The sequence below is a fragment of the Pantoea cypripedii genome (assembly GCF_011395035.1).
Taxonomy (GTDB): Bacteria; Pseudomonadota; Gammaproteobacteria; order Enterobacterales; family Enterobacteriaceae; genus Pantoea; species Pantoea cypripedii_A.
On sequence record NZ_CP024768.1, the window covers coordinates 3,601,058 to 3,623,120 of the forward strand.

General features: G+C 56.4%; 22 protein-coding genes. 13 read left to right on the top strand and 9 right to left on the bottom strand.

Features of this window, described 5'->3' with window-relative positions; all coding sequences use genetic code 11:
- Nucleotides 1–15 precede the first annotated feature (15 nt).
- Genes CUN67_RS16715 through CUN67_RS16730 form a run of 4 tightly spaced genes read left to right on the top strand, consistent with a single transcriptional unit; the run spans nucleotide 16 to nucleotide 3,443 of the window.
- A complete protein-coding gene (locus tag CUN67_RS16715) occupies nucleotides 16–918 on the top strand; it encodes a metal ABC transporter substrate-binding protein (protein ID WP_208716420.1) in 903 nt (300 codons plus the stop codon).
- 4 nt (nucleotides 919–922) lie between these two features.
- The gene (locus CUN67_RS16720) at nucleotides 923–1,744 is read left to right on the top strand and encodes a manganese/iron ABC transporter ATP-binding protein (RefSeq protein WP_208716421.1); all 822 of its coding nucleotides are present in this window, start codon (nucleotides 923–925) and stop codon (nucleotides 1,742–1,744) included.
- A gap of 2 nt (nucleotides 1,745–1,746) precedes the next feature.
- On the top strand, nucleotides 1,747–2,607 hold the full coding sequence (gene sitC / locus CUN67_RS16725) for a metal ABC transporter permease (protein WP_208716422.1): 861 nt from the start codon (nucleotides 1,747–1,749) through the stop codon (nucleotides 2,605–2,607).
- Nucleotides 2,601–3,443 (top strand): metal ABC transporter permease, encoded by an 843-nt coding sequence (locus tag CUN67_RS16730; RefSeq protein ID WP_208716423.1) that lies wholly within the window; start codon nucleotides 2,601–2,603, stop codon nucleotides 3,441–3,443. The genes sitC and CUN67_RS16730 overlap by 7 nt, the downstream gene beginning before the upstream one ends.
- Here CUN67_RS16730 and CUN67_RS16735 read toward each other — a convergent pair.
- The 5 genes from CUN67_RS16735 to CUN67_RS16755 form a co-directional block, all read right to left on the bottom strand.
- Nucleotides 3,440–3,649: a hypothetical protein gene (locus tag CUN67_RS16735; protein WP_254711358.1), complete on the bottom strand. Its 210-nt coding sequence runs from the start codon at nucleotides 3,647–3,649 to the stop codon at nucleotides 3,440–3,442. The genes CUN67_RS16730 and CUN67_RS16735 overlap by 4 nt on opposite strands.
- Nucleotides 3,650–3,825: 176 nt before the next feature.
- Nucleotides 3,826–4,692 carry a helix-turn-helix domain-containing protein gene (locus CUN67_RS16740; protein WP_208716424.1) on the bottom strand — a complete coding sequence of 289 codons (867 nt, stop codon included), beginning with the start codon at nucleotides 4,690–4,692 and terminating at the stop codon, nucleotides 3,826–3,828.
- A 245-nt stretch (nucleotides 4,693–4,937) separates the two neighbouring features.
- Nucleotides 4,938–5,084: a DUF2474 domain-containing protein gene (locus CUN67_RS16745; RefSeq protein WP_254711359.1), complete on the bottom strand. Its 147-nt coding sequence runs from the start codon at nucleotides 5,082–5,084 to the stop codon at nucleotides 4,938–4,940.
- 22 nt (nucleotides 5,085–5,106) lie between these two features.
- A complete protein-coding gene (gene cydB, locus CUN67_RS16750; protein ID WP_208716426.1) occupies nucleotides 5,107–6,111 on the bottom strand; it encodes a cytochrome d ubiquinol oxidase subunit II in 1,005 nt (334 codons plus the stop codon).
- A complete protein-coding gene (locus CUN67_RS16755) occupies nucleotides 6,108–7,523 on the bottom strand; it encodes a cytochrome ubiquinol oxidase subunit I (RefSeq protein ID WP_208716427.1) in 1,416 nt (471 codons plus the stop codon). The genes cydB and CUN67_RS16755 overlap by 4 nt, the downstream gene beginning before the upstream one ends.
- A gap of 483 nt (nucleotides 7,524–8,006) precedes the next feature.
- On the opposite strand from CUN67_RS16755, the gene yghX reads away from it, so the two are divergent.
- Nucleotides 8,007–8,894 (top strand): YghX family hydrolase, encoded by an 888-nt coding sequence (gene yghX, locus CUN67_RS16760; protein WP_208716428.1) that lies wholly within the window; start codon nucleotides 8,007–8,009, stop codon nucleotides 8,892–8,894.
- 74 nt (nucleotides 8,895–8,968) lie between these two features.
- On the opposite strand, the gene CUN67_RS16765 is transcribed toward yghX, so the two are convergent.
- The gene (locus tag CUN67_RS16765) at nucleotides 8,969–9,340 is read right to left on the bottom strand and encodes a winged helix-turn-helix transcriptional regulator (RefSeq protein WP_208716429.1); all 372 of its coding nucleotides are present in this window, start codon (nucleotides 9,338–9,340) and stop codon (nucleotides 8,969–8,971) included.
- A 101-nt stretch (nucleotides 9,341–9,441) separates the two neighbouring features.
- Between CUN67_RS16765 and CUN67_RS16770 the strand changes: the two genes are divergently transcribed.
- Nucleotides 9,442–10,296 carry an SDR family oxidoreductase gene (locus CUN67_RS16770; RefSeq protein ID WP_208716430.1) on the top strand — a complete coding sequence of 285 codons (855 nt, stop codon included), beginning with the start codon at nucleotides 9,442–9,444 and terminating at the stop codon, nucleotides 10,294–10,296.
- Between the two features lie 79 nt (nucleotides 10,297–10,375).
- Here CUN67_RS16770 and CUN67_RS16775 read toward each other — a convergent pair whose 3' ends face one another.
- On the bottom strand, nucleotides 10,376–11,242 hold the full coding sequence (locus CUN67_RS16775; protein ID WP_208716431.1) for a LysR family transcriptional regulator: 867 nt from the start codon (nucleotides 11,240–11,242) through the stop codon (nucleotides 10,376–10,378).
- A 94-nt stretch (nucleotides 11,243–11,336) separates the two neighbouring features.
- Between CUN67_RS16775 and CUN67_RS16780 the strand changes: the two genes are divergently transcribed.
- From CUN67_RS16780 to treF, 4 genes are all read left to right on the top strand, one after another.
- On the top strand, nucleotides 11,337–11,837 hold the full coding sequence (locus tag CUN67_RS16780; protein WP_208716432.1) for a lactoylglutathione lyase family protein: 501 nt from the start codon (nucleotides 11,337–11,339) through the stop codon (nucleotides 11,835–11,837).
- The gene (locus CUN67_RS16785; protein ID WP_208716433.1) at nucleotides 11,830–12,780 is read left to right on the top strand and encodes a zinc-binding dehydrogenase; all 951 of its coding nucleotides are present in this window, start codon (nucleotides 11,830–11,832) and stop codon (nucleotides 12,778–12,780) included. Before CUN67_RS16780 ends, CUN67_RS16785 begins: the two co-directional genes overlap by 8 nt.
- A gap of 17 nt (nucleotides 12,781–12,797) precedes the next feature.
- Complete coding sequence (locus CUN67_RS16790) at nucleotides 12,798–13,901, top strand: NADH:flavin oxidoreductase/NADH oxidase (RefSeq protein ID WP_084876644.1); 1,104 nt, start codon at nucleotides 12,798–12,800, stop codon at nucleotides 13,899–13,901.
- A gap of 311 nt (nucleotides 13,902–14,212) precedes the next feature.
- The gene (gene treF / locus CUN67_RS16795; RefSeq protein ID WP_208717246.1) at nucleotides 14,213–15,871 is read left to right on the top strand and encodes an alpha,alpha-trehalase TreF; all 1,659 of its coding nucleotides are present in this window, start codon (nucleotides 14,213–14,215) and stop codon (nucleotides 15,869–15,871) included.
- A gap of 53 nt (nucleotides 15,872–15,924) precedes the next feature.
- Here the strand turns inward: treF and CUN67_RS16800 are convergent, their stop codons facing one another.
- Nucleotides 15,925–16,746 (bottom strand): alpha/beta fold hydrolase, encoded by an 822-nt coding sequence (locus CUN67_RS16800; RefSeq protein WP_208716434.1) that lies wholly within the window; start codon nucleotides 16,744–16,746, stop codon nucleotides 15,925–15,927.
- 217 nt (nucleotides 16,747–16,963) lie between these two features.
- On the opposite strand from CUN67_RS16800, the gene CUN67_RS16805 reads away from it, so the two are divergent.
- The gene (locus CUN67_RS16805; RefSeq protein WP_208716435.1) at nucleotides 16,964–18,550 is read left to right on the top strand and encodes an MFS transporter; all 1,587 of its coding nucleotides are present in this window, start codon (nucleotides 16,964–16,966) and stop codon (nucleotides 18,548–18,550) included.
- Nucleotides 18,551–18,552: 2 nt separating this feature from the next.
- Here CUN67_RS16805 and CUN67_RS16810 read toward each other — a convergent pair whose 3' ends face one another.
- Complete coding sequence (locus CUN67_RS16810; RefSeq protein ID WP_208716436.1) at nucleotides 18,553–19,461, bottom strand: LysR family transcriptional regulator; 909 nt, start codon at nucleotides 19,459–19,461, stop codon at nucleotides 18,553–18,555.
- Between the two features lie 133 nt (nucleotides 19,462–19,594).
- On the opposite strand from CUN67_RS16810, the gene CUN67_RS16815 reads away from it, so the two are divergent.
- Nucleotides 19,595–20,155: an antibiotic biosynthesis monooxygenase gene (locus CUN67_RS16815; RefSeq protein WP_208716437.1), complete on the top strand. Its 561-nt coding sequence runs from the start codon at nucleotides 19,595–19,597 to the stop codon at nucleotides 20,153–20,155.
- 18 nt (nucleotides 20,156–20,173) lie between these two features.
- Complete coding sequence (locus tag CUN67_RS16820) at nucleotides 20,174–22,042, top strand: amidohydrolase (RefSeq protein ID WP_208716438.1); 1,869 nt, start codon at nucleotides 20,174–20,176, stop codon at nucleotides 22,040–22,042.
- The last annotated feature ends 21 nt before the right edge of the window (nucleotides 22,043–22,063 follow it).

Sequence of the window (22,063 nt, forward strand, 5' to 3'; positions counted from 1 at the left end):
GCTGAGGATGGGTGTATGAAAATGATAAGAGGAATATTGCTGTGCACGCTGCTGAGTACCGTGGTGATTCCCGGCGCTTTCGCCAGCGAGAAGTTCAGGGTGGTGACCACCTTCACGGTTATCGCCGACATGGCCAAAAATGTCGCCGGAGATGCGGCGGACGTCAGCTCGATCACCAAGCCGGGTGCCGAAATCCATGAATATCAGCCCACCCCAGGCGACATCAAACGCGCTCAGGGGGCGCAGCTGATTCTCACCAATGGCCTGAATCTTGAACTATGGTTCCGCCGTTTTTATCAGCACTTAAAAGATGTGCCCGAAGTTATCGTTACACGCGGCGTGACGCCGATGGGCATCACCGAAGGCCCGTACAATGGCAAACCCAATCCCCATGCCTGGATGTCCCCCGACAATGCCTTGATTTATGTCGACAACATCCGCGATGCGCTGATGCATTACGATCCGGCCAATGCCGCGATATATCAGCGCAATGCCGAGACTTACAAACAGAAAATCACCGCGACGCTGCTCCCGCTGCGCCAGCAAGTGGCACAAATCCCGGAAAATAAACGCTGGCTGGTATCGAGCGAAGGCGCATTTTCCTATCTGGCGCGCGACCTGGGGCTGAAAGAACTCTATCTGTGGCCGATCAATGCCGACCAGCAAGGCACGCCGCAACAGGTACGCCGCGTGATTGATCGCGTGCGGGAGCAGCACATCCCCGCAGTTTTCAGTGAAAGCACGGTATCCGACAAAGCGGCACGCCAGGTGGCACGGGAAACCGGAGCGCATTACGGCGGCGTGTTGTATGTCGATTCGCTCAGCCAGGCCAATGGCCCGGTCCCCACTTATCTCGACTTACTCAATGTCACCACCCGCACCCTGGTGCAGGGCATCAAAGACGGCATGAAGGAGTAACGCTATGACACAGGTCGCAGGCATTGCCGCATCCAGAGTGAGCGTCACCTACCGCAACGGGCACACCGCCCTGCGTGAAGCCAGTTTCAGCGTGCCGGGCGGTTCCATCGCTGCGCTGGTCGGGGTTAACGGCTCCGGGAAATCGACGCTGTTTAAAGCCGTGATGGGGTTTGTGCGGCTGGCGCAGGGGGAAATACGCATCCTCGGCATGCCAACGCGTCAGGCTTTACGGCGTAATCTGGTGGCCTACGTACCCCAGGCAGAAGAAGTTGACTGGTCTTTCCCGGTGCTGGTGGAAGATGTGGTGATGATGGGACGTTACGGCCATATGGGGATGCTGCGTATCGCCAAAGAACATGACCACGCCATGGTCAACGCTGCACTGGATCGCGTCGACATGCTGGCCTTACGTCATCGCCAGATTGGTGAACTCTCCGGCGGCCAGAAAAAACGCGTGTTTCTGGCGCGTGCTATCGCACAACAGGGCGAAGTGATTCTGCTTGATGAGCCGTTTACCGGCGTAGATGTGCAGACCGAAGCCAAAATCATCAGCCTGCTGCGGGAACTGCGCGATGAAGGGAAAACCCTTTTGGTCTCAACGCATAATCTCGGCTCAGTGACGGAGTTCTGCGACTACACGGTGATGGTGAAAGGCACGGTGCTGGCGAGCGGTCCGACGGCGACGACCTTCACCCAGCAAAATCTGGAACGCGCGTTTAGCGGCGTGCTACGCCATGTGGTGCTGAACGGTTCAGAAGAACGCATCATCACCGATGATGAACGTCCGTTCGTCGCACATCTGCCCCCCGGCAAACAGAGGGTCTGACGATGCAGCAACTCATAGAACCCTTTACCTACCAATATATGCTGAACGCCATGTGGGTCGCTGCGCTGGTCGGTGGCCTGTGCGCCTTTCTTTCCTGCTATCTGATGCTGAAAGGCTGGTCGCTGATTGGCGATGCGCTGTCGCATTCCATCGTACCCGGCGTGGCGGGCGCGTATATGCTCGGTTTGCCGTTTGCGCTCGGTGCCTTTCTTTCCGGTGGACTGGCGGCCAGCTGCATGCTGTTCCTTAACCAGCGTACCCGGTTAAAAGAAGACGCGATCATTGGCCTGATCTTCTCGTCTTTCTTCGGCCTCGGCCTGTTTATGGTGTCGCTTAACCCGACGGCGGTAAACATCCAGACCATCGTGCTGGGCAACATTCTCGCCATCGCCCCCGCCGATATTCTGCAACTGACGCTGATTGGCGCAGTCTCCATCATCGTTTTGTTTTTTAAATGGAAAGATTTACTGGTCACGTTTTTTGATGAGAACCACGCGCGTGCCATCGGCCTGCATCCAGGACGCCTCAAGCTGCTGTTTTTCACCCTGCTGGCACTGTCGACCGTCGCCGCGCTGCAAACCGTGGGGGCATTTCTGGTGATTTGTCTGGTGGTGACGCCGGGTGCAACCGCCTGGCTGCTGACCGATCGTTTTCCGCGCCTGTTAGCCATCGCTGTCGGCATTGGCAGCGTCACCAGCTTCCTCGGAGCCTGGGCCAGTTATTATCTGGATGGCGCCACGGGCGGTATCATCGTGGTGGCGCAAACGCTGCTGTTTTTGCTGGCGTTTATCTTTGCCCCGCAACAGGGATTGCTGGCGCAGCGGCGGCGTGCCCGAACTTCTTTGGAGGATGCCCAATGCTGAGTCTGCTGAGCGAACCTTTCCAGTTCGAATTTATGCGCCACGCGCTGCTGATTGCCGTGGTGGTCGCGATTCCCTGCGCTCTGCTGTCGGTGTTTCTGGTGCTAAAAGGCTGGGCGTTGATGGGAGATGCCATGAGCCATGCGGTCTTTCCCGGTATCGTGCTGGCGTGGATGCTGGGCCTGCCGCTGGCCGCCGGTGCCTTTGTTGCCGGGGTGTTTTGCGCGGTTGCCAGCGGTTTCCTGAAGGACAACAGCCGCATCAAGCAGGATACGGTGATGGGGATTGTCTTCTCCGGAATGTTCGCGGTCGGGTTGATTCTGTATATCGCCAGCAAACCAGAGGTCCATCTCGATCACATCCTGTTTGGCGACATGCTGGGCATCACGGTGGCAGACATGATGCAAACCGGGATCATTGCCGCGGCGATTTTGCTGATAATGGCGGTGAAATGGCGGGATTTTTTGTTGTTTTGCTTCGATCAACAACAGGCGCAGGCCAGTGGACTCCCCACCCGCCTGTTGCATTATGGTCTGCTGTGCATGGTGGCGCTGACCATAGTGGCAACAATGAAAGCGGTCGGGATCATTCTGTCGGTTTCCCTGCTGATTGCACCAGGGGCGATTGCCCTGTTGCTGACGCGGCGCTTTTCACACGCGCTGCTGACGGCGGTAATCGTGGCCGTCGTGGTGTCGCTGGGTGGTGTGTATGGGTCGTTTTATCTGGACAGCGCCCCTGCTCCCACCATTGTGGTGCTGTTTGCGCTGGTGTTTATCGTCGCGTTTATCCGTGCCAGCCTGCTGGCACGCCGCTCAGAGCGGCAGACGCTGCAAACTTAGTTTTGCAGCGCGTCGCGATGACCACACTCCATCATCCCGCCATCGTTCTGCGGTAATGGGTTATCACCCGAAATTTCATGCTGCTGGCAGGTCTGATGCGGATGCAGACCGGCTGGCGGTGAGAACGGTTCGGAGAGCTGAGCGCTGGCAATAGCCGAAAACGCGGTCAGCGCTGTCACAAGGAACAACGGTAAAAGTCGCATCATTTTTCTTCTCTTTGGGGTCCGGGATGGACCTGGAATGCAGGTGATTATTCAGCCTGATTCGGGGGCGTCAGGGTTTTACGCGGGGGATCAGGTTTCAATGAAGAATTTTACGCCGCTTATGGCGATGATTTTATAAAATCGTGCGGTTTATCACAGACTACCGCACGATTTATGCATTATCCGGCAGTAACCGGGATAAAAAAGGTGCCGAACAGACGATCCGGCGTGCTGTTTTGCAGATCAAGGCGCAGTAAATCCTTACCCTGACGGCGTGCCACGCCCAGCGCGGGCAGATGGACGTAATACATGTCGGAAGTAAAGGCGTTGATGTGTTCCGGCGAGCCCTGCCAGTCCACTTCCGCATATAAACCGCTTTCACCCGTCCAGTTCACGGCATTACGCGGCAGGACATCGCCATGCTGGCTCTCCAGCGCCTGGAACAGGCTAATGTGCTGCTGATCGGCAGACCCTTCTCCGGGGCTGAACTGAAAGCCCAGCCAACCTTTGCTGGCATGCTGTCCGGCAAAGGCGACGAAGTCACGCGCATGCTGTGCCACCACATGGCCATGATCATGAATGAACTCACCAAAGCGGCATTCCCATTCGATCACTTCTCCGCTGAGTTGCAGCTCCGGTTTCTCTGACAGTCGCACGTCAACCCAGCGATGTCGGGTAGTAATGCGGCTGTGGAAGTCTTTCAGCTGGAGTTCCGGGATGCGACGAAACGCGCCGGGAGTCAGCGAAAAATGGTTTTTGAACACCCGGGTAAAATTCTGCTGGTTATCAAAACCAAAGCGCACGGCGATATCAATCAGCGGCATACGCGTCAGACGCAGCGCCATCGCCGACATGGTCAGGCGACGCTTGCGGGTGTAGGACGCCAGCGTTTGTCCGGTCATTTCTTTGAACATGCGTTGCATGTGCCATTTGGAATAACCGGATTTCAGGCTAATCAGATCGATGTTGAGGTCGTCGGTCAGGTTCGCTTCAATCCAGTCCACCAAATCGTCGATGTACTGTTGTTTCAGATTCAGGCTAAGCATTTCTGTGATGATCGAAAGGAAGTGGGTGACGCAGAATTTGCGTTATCGGTCACATAAATATAACAAAAACGTATTACCAATGTAAGGAAGAGTAAAGAAAGCGTAACGGGAAAAGCATTAATTGCTTAGTTAGCTAATTTTTACGCAGGCAACGATATGATTGCTTACCGGGTCGCCATTAATGGCGACCCTACGTCTGTAGGGTGCGGATTTATCCGCACCAGGTAAAATCGCATCCGAATGTCTTAATGCGAGCGCATCCCCGCAGCCGTCATCATCATCCGAAACAGCGTTGCCACCACACCTAGTGCCAGCACGCTTGCGCCGTAAATGATCACCAGCCACATCATACGTTTCCAGAATGGCGCTTTCGCTTCAGTATGGTTATGCATGTTGCTGACCCCGCCTGGCATCTCAATGGTATCCTTCGTCGGCTTTGATTTTTCCGCGGAACACGTAGTAACTCCAGAAGGTGTACATCAGAATCACCGGGATAATCAGCAGACCGCCCACCAGCATAAATGCCTGGCTGATGGCGGGTGATGCTGCCTGCCAGATGGTGATGGAAGGCGGAATGATATACGGCCACACACTGATACCCAGACCAGAGAAACCGAGGAAAATAAGCAGCAAAGTCAGCAGGAACGGACTGTAATGGGCTTCGCGTTTGACACCGCGCACAATCCCCCACGCACACACCAGCACCAGTACCGGAACCGGCAGGAACCAGAACAGGTTGGGACGGGTGAACCAGCGTTGGGCAATCGCCTCATGGCTGAACGGCGTCCACAGGCTGATCAGACCGACAATCACCAGCAGCGCAATCACCAGCGGCGTTGCCAGCGCGGACATCTTACGATGCAGCTCATGCTCGGTTTTCATAATCAGCCAGGTACAGCCAAGCAGCGCATAAGCCACCAACAGGCCGAGTCCGCAGAACAGCGGGAACGGTGCCAGCCAGTCCATGTAGCCCCCGGCGAAGGTGCGGCCACTGACCGGAAAACCATTAATGATGGCTCCCACCGAGACGCCCTGACTGAAGGTTGCCAGCACCGAGCCCCAGATAAAGGCTTTGTCCCAGAACGGGCGGTGTGATTCCGTTGCTTTAAAGCGGAACTCAAAGGCGACACCACGGAAAATCAGCCCGACCAGCATCGCCGTTAGCGGAATGGTCAGAGCATCGACAATCACCGAGTAGGCCAGCGGGAAGGCACCGTACATCCCGGCACCGCCGAGCACCAGCCAGGTTTCATTGCCATCCCACACCGGGGCGACGGTGTTCACCATCATGTCGCGCTCGACCGGGTTTTTGTTGAAGGGAAACAGCAGGCCAATACCGAGATCAAAACCGTCCATCACGATATACATCAGGATGGCGAACACGATGATCGCGAACCAGATAATAGAAAAATCGATCATTTGTGGCTTCCCTCCTGATGGGTAGCGGCAGACAGCGGACGTGCTGGCGTGTTGCTCTGACCCGGGCCACCCGGCGTCACATCGTGACCTTCGCCCTCCTGCGGCCCCTGTTTAATCAGACGCATCATGTAGCCATACCCCACGCCAAACACCGAGCAGTACACCAGAATGAACGCCAGCAGGCTGATGCTCATATGCAGATCACCATGCGCGGAGACCGCATCGATGGTGCGTTGTACGCCATAGACCACCCACGGCTGACGGCCAATTTCCGTGGTAAACCACCCCGCCAGAATCGCCAGCAGACCCGACGGCCCCATCAGCAACGCGAACCACAGAAAGGGCCGCGACTGGTATAAATGCCCTTTGAAACGTAGCCACAGGCTGATCACGCCCAGGGTAATCATCAGCAGCCCCAGCGCCACCATCACGCGGAACGACCAGAATATTACGGTGGAATTCGGGCGATCTTCTTTCGGGAACGACTTCAGAGCCGGAACTTGTTTGTCGAGGCTGTGGGTCAGGATCAGGCTGCCGAGATAAGGGATCTCCAACGCGTATTTGGTCCGCTCCTGCTCCATATCCGGAATACCGAACAGGATCAGCGGAGTCGCTTCACCCGGCGGGTTTTCCCAGTGACCTTCTATCGCCGCAATTTTCGCGGGCTGATGTTCGAGGGTGTTGAGACCGTGCGCGTCACCGATCATCGCCTGAATCGGCGACACGATCAGCGCCATCCACAGCGCCATCGAAAACATCTTACGAATGGCCGGATTATCATTCCCCTTCAGCAGATGCCAGGCCGCCGAAGAACCGACAAAGAAGGCGCTGGCGAGGAAGGCACCGGTCGACATATGCAGCAAACGGTACGGGAACGAGGGGTTAAAGATGATTTTCAGCCAGTCCTGCGGCACCACCACGCCGTTCTGAATAATGTAACCCTGCGGGGTGTGCATCCAGCTGTTGGAAGCCAGAATCCAGAATGTCGATATGATGGTTCCGAGCGCCACCATGCAGGTGGCAAAGAAGTGCAGGCCGGGTCCGACGCGGTTCCAGCCGAACAACATGACACCAAGGAAACCCGCTTCGAGGAAAAAGGCGGTTAAGACTTCATAGGTCAGCAGCGGACCGGTGATACTCCCGGCAAACTGTGAAAAACCACTCCAGTTAGTCCCGAACTGATAAGCCATCACCAGGCCAGAGACCACACCCATGCCGAAGTTCACGGCAAAGACTTTGGACCAGAAATGGTAGAGATCGCGATAGGTCTCGTTACGGGATTTCAGCCACATACCTTCGAGCACCGCCAGGAAGCTGGCGAGACCGATGGTGATGGCAGGAAAGATAATATGAAAGGAGACAGTAAATGCGAACTGTATCCTTGCCAGGTGAAAGGCATCTAATCCAAACATTGCTTACCTCTTTGCCAAATAGAACACCAGTTTTTACTTATAATTAACGCCTGAACGGCAACGAATTTATTTTCCCGCGAGTCGAAGAAAGAGAGCGTGACTGTAAAAGGAAGTGGTGTTTTTAAAAATAAACAGTGAGGATCAACAAAACTATAACAGTGTCTTTTGCAAAAATTTAACTGTCACTAATTCATGTAAAATCAATGAAATGGATTTAACTTATGCTTTATTCCACCCCACAAAAGAGTTAATTTTCCGGGTGGGATATCCAGCTATAAATTATAGTCAGCCGCTTAAAAATATCCAATTTGTTAACTCAACAATAATAAATCAGAAACAAAAAAAGGGTTTTATGTTGCTTACAGGTAACAACATAAGTGCAGAAAAATCCTTAACCCTTTGCGTCATGCCATTTGTCACCTGCTCCTGACTGTGCTTTGTTAGAGCGGCAATACCATCTGGTTAATCAGCGAAGGAGAGGTTATGACACGTCTTACCGCACAGGATTTTCCGCAGGAACTGCTTGAGCTTTATGACTATTACGCCCACGGCAAAATCAGCAAACGCGAGTTCATTACACTGGCAGCAAAGTTCACCATCGCCGGGATGACCGGTGCCACGTTGTTAAGTGCCATGAGTCCGAACTATGCGCTGGCGCAGCAGGTGGAGTTCACCGATCCCGATATCAACCCGGAGTACATTCACTACCCATCGCCACAGGGACACGGAGAGGTACGCGGTTATCTGGTGCGCCCGGCGAAAGTCAGCGGCAAAGTCCCTGCCGTGGTGGTGGTGCATGAGAATCGCGGGTTGAATCCCTATATCGAAGACGTCGCCCGCCGCGTGGCAAAAGCCGGTTATATCGCGCTGGCACCGGATGGGCTGAGTTCCGTCGGTGGCTATCCGGGTAATGATGAAGAAGGTCGCGCCATGCAGGCGAAGATTGACCCGGTCAAACTGATGAACGACTTTTTCGCCGCGGTGGATTTCCTGATGCATCACGAGGCTGGCACCGGCAAGGTTGGCATTACCGGTTTCTGTTATGGCGGTGGTGTCGCCAACGCGGCGGCAGTGGCTTTTCCTGAGCTGGCCTGCGCAGTGCCGTTTTATGGCCGCCAGCCGAAGGCTGAAGATGTGCCGCGAATTCAGGCCCCGCTGCTGCTGCATTATGCGGCGCTGGATAAAGGCATCAATGAAGGCTGGCCAGCGTATGAAGCGGCACTTAAAGCCAACCATAAGGTTTACGAGGCGTATATTTATCCCGGTGTGAATCACGGCTTCCATAATGATTCGACACCGCGTTATGACAAGGCAGCAGCAGAGCTGGCGTGGAGCCGAACCTTAGGATGGTTTGAGAAATATTTGCACTAAGATCCTGGTGCGCATAAATGCGCACCCTACATCGTTGATGTAAAACGTAGGGTCGGCATTTAGGTACGACCGGGTCACGCAGATTCGCGCACTTCCAGAATGCGATGCAGGTTGCTCTCAAGCCAGTCCGCCAGGCCGATGACCTGCCCTTCGACTTCACGTCCCAGCGAGGTGAGATGGTATTCCACATGCGGCGGCACCACGTCATAAGCGATGCGCGCGACAAAGCCATCTTCTTCCATATAACGCAGCGTCTGCGCCAGCATGCGTTCGCTGACGCCACCGATTCTGCGACGCAGCTCGCTGAAGCGCAGCGTTTCCTCGCGTAAAGCCAGCAATACCAGCACACTCCAGCGGCTGGTAATACGCTTCAGCACCTCGCGCGAGGGGCAATTGACGTTCAGCAACTCACCGCGGCTAAATTTATCACTCAGGTTTTCAGACATTTAGGTTTTTTCCGCCAAACTAACAATTCTGTAAGTACTTACTAAAAGTTAGTTTATACGCCAGGATGATGACATACCAGTTCAAACTGAAGGAGAACATCATGATTGCGATTACAGGTGCAACCGGCCAATTGGGCCGTCTGGTCATCAACGAATTACTGAAGAAAGTCCCGGCAAGCGAAGTGATTGCGGCGGTGCGTTCACCGGAAAAAGCGACAGACCTGGCCGCGCTCGGTGTGACACTGCGTGCTGCTGATTACAGCCAGCCAGAAACGCTGAAAAGCGCCTTTGCTGGCGTGGATAAACTGCTGCTGATTTCTTCCAGTGAAGTCGGACAGCGTGAAGCACAGCATAAAGCGGTGATTGACGCAGCCAAAGCGGCGGGCGTTGGTTTTATCGCTTATACCAGCCTGCTGCATGCCGACACCTCACCGCTCGACCTCGGTGTGGAACATCGCGCCACCGAAGCACAGCTGAAGGCTTCCGGCATTCCGTTCGCGCTGCTGCGCAATGGCTGGTACACCGAAAACTATGCGGCGAGCATCCCACCGGCCCTGGCACATCATGTGTTTATCGGCGCGGTAGGTGAAGGTCGTATCTCCTCTGCAGCGCGTGCCGATTATGCGGCAGCGGCCGCCGAAGTGATCAGTCGTGACGATCAGGCGGGCAAAATCTATGAACTGGCCGGTGACGAGAGTTATTCACTGGCAGAATTCGCCGCTGAGATTGCGCAGCAGTCTGGTGAGAAAGTGGATTATATCAATCTGCCGCAGGCGGAATTCGCGGCGGCGCTGAAAGGTGCGGGCTTGCCGGATGGTCTGGCGGAGATGCTGGCGGATTCCGATGCCGGTGCTGAGCAGGGCGGGCTGTTTGATAACAGCAAAACGCTGAGCAAGCTGATTGGCCGCGCGACCACACCTTACGCCGATGTGATTAAAGCGGCGCTGGCGAAATAATCTCATCCCCTCGTAGCGGCGCAATTTATTGCGCAATTCTATGCGATGTGCCGGAAAACCCGCGCGATAAATCGCGCCGCTACAGCTTACCCTCCAGCCAGCGAAGTGCCTGTTGAGCACGGCCTGACAATGGCCACTCGGCACGATGGATGAGCCAGATGGTATCCACCAGTGACACACCGCAGCTTTCCACCTGGATCGCTTCTGGCCGCGCAAACGCCAGCCGTGCCGACTGCGGGATCACCGCAAACCCCAGCCCACGCGCCACCGGTTCAAGGATCAAACTGATCTGATTGCTGAATCCGCGTTGCGGCAAATTACGCACGCCCGGATTCCCCGGAAAACGACGGCTGAGCAAACGCGTCGCCATCGCCTGACCATCCGGATGATCGATATAACCCAGCGTCTCCAGATCCGCCCAATCGTGTACCTTTACGCCCGCCGGTACCACCAGCTCCAGCGGTTCTTCGGCAAACTTCTCCGCCACCAGCCGTTTATCGTCCGGCTTCTGCGTGACCAATCCCATCTCGTAACGGTTATGCAGCACGGCATCCATCACCTCGCTATCCGGGGCAAAGCGATGTCGGATGCTCAGATCCGGGTACTGCTGTTGTAACGCCAGCAGCAGTGGATAGAGGCGCAGGCCGATGCTGCCCGGTGAAATCAGGCTGACCTCGCCACAGGTCACGTCCTCCTCGCTCAGCCGTATCGTCAGATGGCGCTGGGCGCGATCCACCTCCTGGCAATAATCCAGCAGCGCCAGCCCGGCGGGGGTCAGCTCCAGCGGACGCTTGCTGCGCAGGATCAACGGCCCCAGCTGCTGCTCCAGATGGCGGATATGCTGGCTGACTGCTGCCTGGGTGATCCCCAGACGATCGGCGCTTTCCGTGAAGCTGCCCAGCTCCGCCAGCATGGCGAACGATTTTAACCATTGTGGATTGAACATAATGAAATTTTATAAAACCCATAACTGAATCACTGTTTTCATTATACCCGTTGCGCAGTAGCCTGTAGATCTTTTCGACACATGGAGAACGCAGATGACTGCTCCTTATCCTCGTACCTTTTCTCATATTGGCCTGTCAGTGACCGATCTCGATGCGGCCGTGAAGTTTTACACCGAAGTGATGGGCTGGTATCTGATTATGCCACCAACCGAAATCCAAGAAGATAACTCCGCCATCGGCGTCATGTGCAGCGACGTATTTGGCGGCGGCTGGGAGAAATTCCGCATTGCCCATCTCTCCACCGGAGACCGGGTTGGCGTGGAAATTTTTGAATTCGAAGCGGCAGAAAAACCAGAAAACAACTTTGAATACTGGAAAACCGGCGTGTTTCACTTCTGCGTGCAGGATCCGGATGTCGAAGGTCTGGCAGAAAAGATCGTGGCGGCTGGCGGCAAACAACGTATGCCGGTGCGCGAATATTTCCCCGGCGAGAAGCCCTATCGCATGGTGTATATGGAAGATCCGTTCGGCAATATCATTGAGATCTATAGCCACAGCTATGAGCTGACCTACTCGGCGGGTGCCTATGTTTAACGTGCCGAATGACTGGCGCGGCTGGGTCTGGCAGGGCGGCAACGCGCCGCACGATCTTCAGGATCGTTATCTGACGGCAGAGGCTTTGCCACCCGGCGAAGTGCTGGTGCAGAACGCGGCGATCGGGCTGAATCCGGTGGACTGGAAAGTGCTCGACAGCCAAATCGGCAAAGTACCGGGTGTGGATGGCGCAGGCACCGTGGTCGCCATTGGAGCAGATGTTGATCAACGCTGGCTCGGCACCCGTGTGGCTTATCACCAGAGCCTGCAACGTCCCGGCAGCTTTGCCGAATTTACCCCCATTGCCGCCCAGGTATTGATGCGCCTGCCGGATGCTATCGATTTTGCGACGGCAGCGGCCTTCCCCTGCCCGGCATTAACTGCCTGGCAGGCCATCGAAAAAGTGCCCACCCAGCCGGGCGCGCCGTTGCTGATTGCCGGTGCCGGGGGATCGGTCGGTCACTTCCTGGTGCAGCTGGCGCAGGCACGGGGTTTTACGGTGACGACACTCAGCAGCGAGCGCCATTTTTCCCGCCTGCAAGCACTCGGTGCGAAGTACACCTTAAGCGATCCACTGCACAATGCCTCGCGCTTCTATGCAGTGATTGATGCCGTTAGCCCGGAACACGCGGCCAGTCTGACCGGTAACTTGCTGGCGAATGGCCATCTGGTGTGCATCCAGGGGCGGGTAGAACAGTGGCCATGCACGCCGTTTGGCCGTGCGCTCTCGCTGCATGAAGTAGCGCTCGGCGCACTGCATCTTCATGGTGACGCGCAGCAATGGCACGCGCTGACCCAGCAAGGTGAACGTATGCTGGCGCAAATCGCGCAGGGCACCTTACACAGCGAACTGCTGCTGCATTTTCCTTACGATCAGCTGCCCACGCAGTTACAGGCGTTGCAGCATCGCAACTTCAGCGGCAAACAAATTATCGTGCTTTAGCTTATTAAGGGGTTGTTATGTCAGGGTTATTTTCGCCGTTCACACTGAAAGATGTGACGCTGCGTAACCGTATCGCCATTCCGCCAATGTGCCAGTACAGCGCGGTCGATGGCCTGAGCAACGAATGGCACTACGTGCATTACAGCAGCCAGGCACGCGGCGGTGCGGGTCTGGTCATTGTGGAAGCCACCGGGGTGTCACCGGAAGGTCGTATCACCCCGGGTTGTCTGGGTTTGTGGAACGATGCACAGGCCGAAAAACTGGCCCGTATCGCGCGGGAAATCAAAGCGGCCGGTGCCGTACCGGGCATCCAGATTGGTCATGCCGGACGTAAAGCCAGCGCCAATAAGCCGTGGGAAGGCGACGATCATATCAGCGAGAACGATGCACGCGGCTGGGATACCCTTTCCCCTTCGGCCATCGCCTTCGGCAATAACCTGCCGCGCGTGCCCAAAGCCATGACGCTGGACGATATCAAACGCGTGCGTGATGACTTTGTCAGCGCCGCGAAACGCGCCCGTGACGCCGGTTTCGAGTGGCTGGAACTGCACTTTGCGCACGGCTACCTGGCGCAGAGCTTCTTCTCGGTCCACGCCAACCAGCGTACCGATGAATACGGCGGCGATGCCTTTGGCCGCAGCCGTTTCCTGCGCGAAACCTTTGATGCGGTGCGTGCCGTGTGGCCGGAAAACCTGCCGCTCACCGCGCGCTTTGGCGTGCTGGAATTTGATGGTCGCGATGAAGAGACGATGCAGGAAGCTATCACCCTGACTAAATACTGGCGCGCCAACGGTATGGATCTGCTGAGCGTCAGCATGGGCTTTTCCACCCCGGACGCCAATATTCCGTGGGGTAGCCCGTTTATGGCCCCTATCGCTGAACGCGTGCGTCGCGAAGCCGATATCCCGGTGGCCTCGGCCTGGGGCATCGATACACCGCAGGTGGCGAACGCCACCATTGAACAAGGTCAGCTGGATCTGGTGATGATCGGTCGTGCGCACCTGAAAAATCCGCACTGGCCTTATCATGCTGCGCTGGCGCTGGGTAAAAGCGAACCTTCATGGGTGCTGCCCGCCCCCTACGCCCACTGGCTGGAACGCTATCGGGTCAGCGAAGACTAAGCGCGTGCGCCCCCTGGGGCGCATTTTTCACGTTGCGCTTGCCATTAATTGATCAATATTTTCCGCATTTTTTCGCCATCAGATGGCGATTTTCTTATTTACAGATAATTCTGTCCGATTATTTATAGCTTCATTTCAGATACCGTTTTCATTTCCTGAAATATAGCGCCTTGTAATCACTCAAAAATCACCAAAATAACCGATCAATAGACATGATTTATTACGTTCATAGATATTTCGCATTGTTGCTCTGAGGATTGAGAGTTCTATAATTTGCACTTTAAGCAACCGGGACTTTTCAGGAGGCTGCTATTAATACTATCCACCAGCAAAATAATGTTTTCGAAGAGCGTCGTGGCGATGCGGAACTGGAGTATCAACAGGACCCCCATGAGTTAATCCTTGAAGGCATGCAGGATTCGGAGCCAGAGCCAGAGCTGATTGAAGGCTTACCAGCCCCGGATGCGCTCACCCCTGCCGATCGATACATGGAGCTTTTTGAGCATGTACAGATGTCGCGGATATTTGCCGACAGCAAAACCTTCCCGGATTGTGCGCCAAAATATGATCCGCTGGATATTTTAATCCGCTATCGTCGCCGCAAACGTTCGGCTGATTTTGATCTCGGCAAATTCGTGCATGACCATTTTTATCTGCCGCAGAGCAATGAAAGTTTTTATGTTTCTAATCCGGATAAAACCCTGACAGAACATATTGATGAGCTGTGGCCGGTGCTGACTAAAATGCCGCAGCAACATATGCCGCATTCATCGCTGCTGCCGCTTCCGAAACCTTATGTGGTGCCCGGTGGACGTTTTGGTGAGACCTACTACTGGGACTCCTATTTCTCCATGCTGGGCCTTGCAGAGAGTGGTCGTGACGATCTGCTGCGCGATATGGCCGACAACTTTGCCTGGCTGATTGATAACTACGGTCATGTGCCCAATGGCAACCGGACCTATTATCTCAGCCGTTCGCAGCCGCCGGTGTTTGCGCTGATGGTGGAGCTGTTTGAAGAGGATGGCATTCGCGGGGCGAAACGCTATCTCGACCATCTGATGAAGGAGTACCAGTTCTGGATGGACGGTGCCGGTTCGCTGATGCCTGACCAGGCTTACCGCCATGTGGTGCGGATGCCGGATGGTTCGCTGCTGAATCGCTACTGGGATGACCGCGACACACCGCGTGATGAATCCTGGATCGAAGACGTGGAAACCGCCAGCAAATCACGCCGCCCGGCAAACGAGGTGTATCGCGATCTGCGTGCCGGAGCGGCTTCCGGCTGGGATTACTCCTCACGCTGGCTGCGCGATCCGCACCGGCTGGCGAGTATCCGTACCACGCAGTTCATTCCGGTCGACCTGAACGCGTTTCTCTACAAGCTGGAGCTGATGATTTCCACCCTGTCGCACGCCAAAGGTGAGGAGCTGACGGCGCTGGCATGGCAGAAAAAAGCCGATGTGCGCAAACGCGCCATTCATCGCTATCTTTGGGATAAAACCGCCGGAGTGTATCGCGATTATGACTGGCGACGTCAGCGTTTTGGTGCCTTTACCGCCGCCGCCGTGGTGCCGCTGTTCCTGGGCTTAGCCACGCCGGAGCAGGCGCATTTGCAGGCGGTGGCCCTACGCCAGCTGCTGCTGACGCAGGGAGGGCTGGTCACCTCGATGGTAGAAAGCGGCGAGCAGTGGGACAAGCCTAACGGCTGGGCACCGCTGCAATGGATGGCGATTGTCGGGCTGAATCATTACGGCGAAGAGACGCTGGCAACAGAGATTGCGGTTAACTGGCTGACCACGGTGAAAAACTTCTATTCGCTGCACCACAAACTGGTGGAGAAGTATGACATCAGCGGCGAGCGCGCCCGTCCGGGTGGTGGTGGTGAGTATCCGTTGCAGGATGGTTTTGGCTGGACCAACGGTGTGACACGTCGGTTAATGGCAATGTACGGGCATTTGCTGGCGGATTGATATCCTTGCCGTAGCGGCGCGATTTATCGCGCCGCTACGGCAATGTGCGGGAATTAATTACCTTGCAAAAACGCCAACAGGTCGGCGTTCAGCTGATCCTGGTGCGTCACCGCGAAACCGTGCGGACCATTCTCATACACTTTCAGCTCCGATCCCGGAATCATCTCGTGCACCAGTTTACCGGTGGCTTCGAACGGTACGATCTGGTCGTTGCTGCCATGAATCACCAGCGTCGGTACATCCACTTTGGCGATATCCGCCCGGAAATCGGTCTCGGAAAACGCCGTAACACAATCCAGCGTGCCTTTCAGTGAGGCCAGCAGCGCAATATTCAGCGTCTGAGTCATCACGCCGTCCGATACCGTCTGTCCGGCATTGGTACCATAGAAAGGCACTGCGAAGTCTTTGATAAACTGCGCACGATCCTGGCGTAATCCCGCTTTGATGCCGTCAAATACCGCGGTCTCCACCCCTTCAGGATGATCGCTGGTTTTACCAAAAATCGGCGTCACCGCCCCCAGCAGCACCAGCCCTTTCACCTTCGCAGTGCCGTAACGGCCAATGTAGCGTGACACATCGCCGCCACCCATGGAGAAGCCCACCAGGGTGACATCGTCCAGTTGCAGGTGTTCAATCAGGCCATGAATATCATCCGCGAAGGTGTCGTAGTCATAACCTTCCCACGGTTGTTCTGAGCGACCAAAACCACGGCGGTCAAACGCAATAACCCGGTAGCCTCGTTCCGCAAGGAAATTCATCTGGCTATCCCACATGTCAGCATCCAGCGGCCAGCCGTGGCTGAACAGTACCGCCTGGCCTTTGCCCCAGTCTTTGTAATACAGGTTTACGCCGTCTTTAGTTTTGAAAGTGCTCATAATTTTTCTCCGTCAGGTGAGTGATGTTGTGTCTCGCTAATCAAATTACCCCCGGTCGGCAGAAAAACCTAAAGCAGAGTTTTTGACGACTTGTTCAAACTTTTTTGTGCCCGGAACCTGTCAAAAAAGCCTGAACAAGTTGCCCGATTTTTTCCGCTATCAACCATCAGCCAGGCTTCGTAATGTGCAGTCATCGCAACCTTATCGGAGATTGACCATGAGCCAACCGCCTGTAACAGCACGCAGCAGTGCCTTTTCCCCTTTCGCCTACGGGTTATTTGCCCTGATCTGGACCGCTTCAGTATTAGGCAACACCGGCAGCTTTATCCGCGATGTCGCCAGCGCCTGGCTGGTCACCGGATTGTCTGATAACCCGGCCGCCGTGGCATTGATGCAAACGGCCGCCACCCTGCCGGTGTTTCTGCTGGCGCTGCCTGCGGGCGTACTGTCCGATATCGTTGACCGCCGCCGGTTGCTGATTGCTGTGCAGATCTTGATGGCCAGCGTCAGCGGCACCCTGCTGGTACTGTCGCATAACAACTGGCTGACCACCGAATGGCTGATCGGCCTGACCTTTGTCGGCGGCATCGGTGCCGCGCTGTTTGGCCCCGCCTGGCAGGCGATTGTGCCGGAGCTGGTGCCGCGTCATGAACTGAAAAACGCTGTCGCGCTGAATTCACTCGGCATCAATATCGCGCGGGCTATTGGCCCCGCCACCGGTGGCCTGTTGCTGGCCAGTTTCGGTGCGATGGTGGCCTACGGCGCGGATGTCGCCAGTTACTTCTTTGTGGTTGCCGCACTGCTGTACTGGAAACGTCCGGCCAAAGCCAAAACTGAGCTGAACGAACACTTCTTTGGTGCCTTCCGCGCCGGGCTGCGCTATGTCCGCGCCAGCCGCGATTTGCACCGCGTGTTGCTACGAGCCATGTTTTACTTCGCCTTCGCCAGTGCCATCTGGGCACTGCTGCCGCTGGTCGCTCGCAATATGCTGCACGGCACCGCCGGATTTTACGGCCTGCTGCTGGGTGCGGTGGGTGCCGGTGCCATTGCCGGTGCGCTATTGTTGCCCCGTTTTCGTCTGCGTATGGGCAACGATGGCCTGCTGCTGCTCTCGGCGCTGCTTAGCGCAGTGGTGATGCTGGCGCTGGCGTTGAGTCCGCCGCAGTGGCTGGCGTTGCTGCTGATGGTGATACTGGGCGTTGGCTGGATTATCGCCCTGACCACCCTGAACGGTGTGGCGCAGGCGGTGCTGCCGGATTGGGTACGTGGACGTGGCCTGGCGGTGTATCTGATGGTGTTTAACGGCACGCTGGCCGGGGGAAGCCTGGTCTGGGGTTTGATTGCCCAATATATCGGGCTGGCGAATACCCTGCTGCTGGCAGGCGTGACCTTGCTGGGAAGCGCCCTGCTGCTGAAACGCCTGGTGTTGCCTGCCGGGGAAGCCGATCTGCAACCGGCACAGCGCTGGGCGGAACCGGTGGTAAGCGATGACGTGGATGTGCGTCGTGGTCCGGTGATGATTCAGGTGCGCTATCAGGTGCCGCAGTCCGATCGTGCTGACTTCAAACAGGCGATGCGCAAACTGGCCGCCGCGCGCCGCCGTGACGGAGCCTATGCCTGGGGATTGATGGAGCAGAGCGACGATCCCACCGCCCTGCTGGAATGGTTCCTGGTGGAATCGTGGCAGGAACACCTGCGTCAGCATCAGCGCGTATCTCACGCCGATGTGGAGCTGCAACAGGCGGTGCTGCAATATCATCAGGGTGACGAACCGCCGCAGGTCAGCCACCACATTTCGATTTAAGTTCAGGCAGGCAGATAGATATCGTGCAGATCTGGCAGCGTGGGCAAGCGCTCACGCCACCAGGTGGCCGCATTGCCATTCGCGCTTTCATTCCATGCCAGATACGCCATGTCGCGGCGACATTCGCTATCCAGCTGACGTTCGACCAGCGCGCCACTGCGCAAATGCGGCTCCGCCAGATAGCGCGGCAGATAACCGCAGCCCAACCCGGCAAGCTGCGCCTGTAATTTGGACGGGAAATCATGCACGCTCAGCGTCTTCTGCTCATCCAGCACGCGTAAATCGATACCCGCGCCGTGACGCGAAGAATCACGCACCGTCACCGCCCGATACTGACGAATCTGTTCGCGCAGCAGTGGCTCCGGTGCCACAGCCAGCGGATGCTCAGGCGCGACCGCAAACACATACTCCAGCCAGCCGAGCGGCTGACAGCCAATCTCTTTCCGCGTCGCCGGTTCCTGCACCGCACCAAATACCATATCCGCCTCGCCGTAATGCAGCGCCTCCCAGCAGCCGGCCAGCACATCGTGGCGGAACTGGAGCTGAGTATGCGAATGCTGCTGGTAAAATTCATCAATCAGCGGGGTCAGCAGGCTAAAGGGCACGGAGGCATCGACGCTGATCACCAGCTGGCTCTCCCAGCCGCTTTCCACGTAACGCGCCTGCTGCTCCAGCTCGTTCACCGCACGTAATAATGTGCGGCCTTTTTCCAGCATCAGACGGCCGGTCGGCGTAAAAGTCGCGCGATGGCCGGAGCGATCCAACAGCGTGATTTTCAGATCGCTTTCCATTTTCTGCACGGTATAACTCAGTGCGGACGCAGTTTTGAACAGCCTTGCCGCCGCTGCGGCAAAGGTGCCGTGACGATCGAGCGCATCCAGAATCAGCAGCGCTTCAAGGTTTAAACGCATTCCTCATCCCCTCCCCAAAATTTGTTGAACAACAACCCAAAAACAATCCGTTATCAATAAACGCTCTCATTTCGTATTTTTTTCCTCAACGAAGCAAGCACTTTCACCCGCGAGACGCACCGAGGAACAGACCATGAAATACTCACAACAGGCTCATCATGTCACGCTGGTGATCACGCACAGCATCCAGCCAGAAAAGCAGGCCGATTACGAAAAGTGGCTGGAAACCATCATGCCGCAGGCCGCCAGCTTTCCAGGACACCTTGGGGTGAACGTGCTGCGCCCGGTACATGGCGACAACGCCTACACCGTGCTAATCCGCTTTATCGGCATGGATGAGTTGTATGCCTGGCTGAAATCCCCGGCTCGCCAGGAGCTGGTTAAAGAGCTGCCTGCCATCCTCGCCCAGCCGGAACATATCGAAGTGCGTCCCGGCGCGGCGTTCTGGTTCACCCCGACGCAAAAAGGCCAGGTCAAACCCGCCAAATGGAAACAATACTTACTGACGCTGGGGGTGATTTTCCCCTCAGCCAACCTGGTCCCCTGGTTCTGGAATACGGTGTTGCCTGTCAGCCACGGCACGCTGTGGGGGAATTTTCTCGACAATGCCAGCGTGGTGGCGTTAGTGGTTTTCCTGTGGATGCCACTGCTGACCCGCGTGTTGAAACAATGGCTGATTGGCAGCAAAGCATAATCTGACAGGAGAAGACACATGACCACCGCTTCACTGATTTTGACTAACGGCAAATTCCACACCGTTGACCGCGCCAATCCGCTGGCAACCGCCGTGGCGATTAAAGATGGCAAGTTTCTCGCTGTAGGGAGCGAAGCAGAAGTGATGCGCTTTGCCGGAAGCAGCACGCAAATTATCGATGCCAAAGGCCACACAGGCATTCCCGGCCTTAACGACTCACACCTGCACCTGATTCGTGGTGGCCTGAACTACAATCTGGAACTGCGCTGGGAAGGCGTGCCGTCGCTGGCGGATGCGTTGCGCATGCTGCGCGAACAGGCCCTGCGAACCCCATCACCGCAGTGGGTGCGCGTGGTCGGCGGCTGGACCGAGTTCCAGTTTGCCGAACGTCGCATGCCAACGCTGGACGAAATCAACGCTGCCGCGCCGGATACGCCGGTGTTTATCCTGCATCTGTATGACCGCGCCCTGCTCAACCGCGCCGCGCTGAAAGTGGTGGGTTACACCAAAGACACGCCGAATCCGCCGGGCGGCGAGATCCAGCGCGACAGCAACGGCAACCCGACCGGGATGCTGATCGCCCGTCCCAACGCCATGCTGCTGTACGCCACGCTGGCAAAAGGTCCGAAACTGCCGCTGGAGCAACAGGTCAACTCTACCCGTCAGTTTATGCGTGAGCTGAATCGCTTGGGACTGACCAGCGCTATCGATGCTGGCGGCGGTTTCCAGAACTATCCCGATGATTACGATGTGATTTCTGAGTTGCATGCCAAAAAGCAGCTGACGGTGCGCATCGCCTATAACCTGTTTACTCAGCGCCCTGGTCATGAGCTGGAAGATTTCGAAAAGTGGACCGATATGCTGAAACCAGGCCAGGGCACCAATTTCCTGCGGCACAACGGTGCGGGAGAAATGCTGGTGTTCTCAGCGGCCGATTTTGAGGACTTCCTCGAACCACGCCCGGATCTGGCCCCGGGCATGGAAGATGAGCTGGAACGCGTGGTGCGTCATCTGGTGGAGCACCGCTGGCCATTCCGCCTGCATGCCACCTATAACGAATCCATCAGCCGTATGCTGGATGTGTTCGAGAAAGTAAACCGCGACATTCCGTTTAACGGCCTGCACTGGTTCTTCGATCACGCGGAAACCATCACCGAAGCCAATATCGAACGGGTTAAGGCACTGGGCGGCGGTATCGCGGTGCAGCACCGCATGGCGTTCCAGGGCGAATATTTTGTTGACCGCTACGGCAAACAGGCGGCGAAACAGACGCCGCCGGTGGCGCGCATGCTGGATGCTGAAGTACCGGTGGGTCTGGGCACCGATGCCACCCGCGTCGCCAGCTATAACCCGTGGACGGCGCTGTACTGGCTGGTCTCTGGCCGCACCGTCGGCGGTATGCAACTCTATGATGATAACGCCCGCATCGACCGCGAAACCGCGCTGATGCTGTGGACCAAAGGCAGCGCCTGGTTCTCCAGCGAGCAGAGCGCCAAAGGTGAGATCAAGGTTGGGCAACTGGCGGATCTGGTGCTGTTGTCGAAAGATTTCTTTAGCGTGCCGGAAGAGGAGATTAAAGGGATTGAATCGGTGCTGACTCTGGTTGATGGTGATGTGGTTTACGCAGCGGGCAGCTTTACCCCGCTGGCACCCCCACCGGTGCCGGTGTTGCCGGAGTGGTCACCGGTGGTGACCGTGCCGGGTCATTATCGCAGCGCACCGCCGCAGGCAGCGGGACGTGCTGCAATGATGCCGAAGGTGCATCAGTGCAGCGGCCCGTGTGGCGTGCACAGCCATGCCCACGATGTTGCACGTCAGTCGTCGGTGCCGGTCTCCGATAACAATGCCTTCTGGGGGGCGCTGGGCTGTTCCTGCTTCGCGTTTTGAGGGTTTTTGCCCGCTGGAATG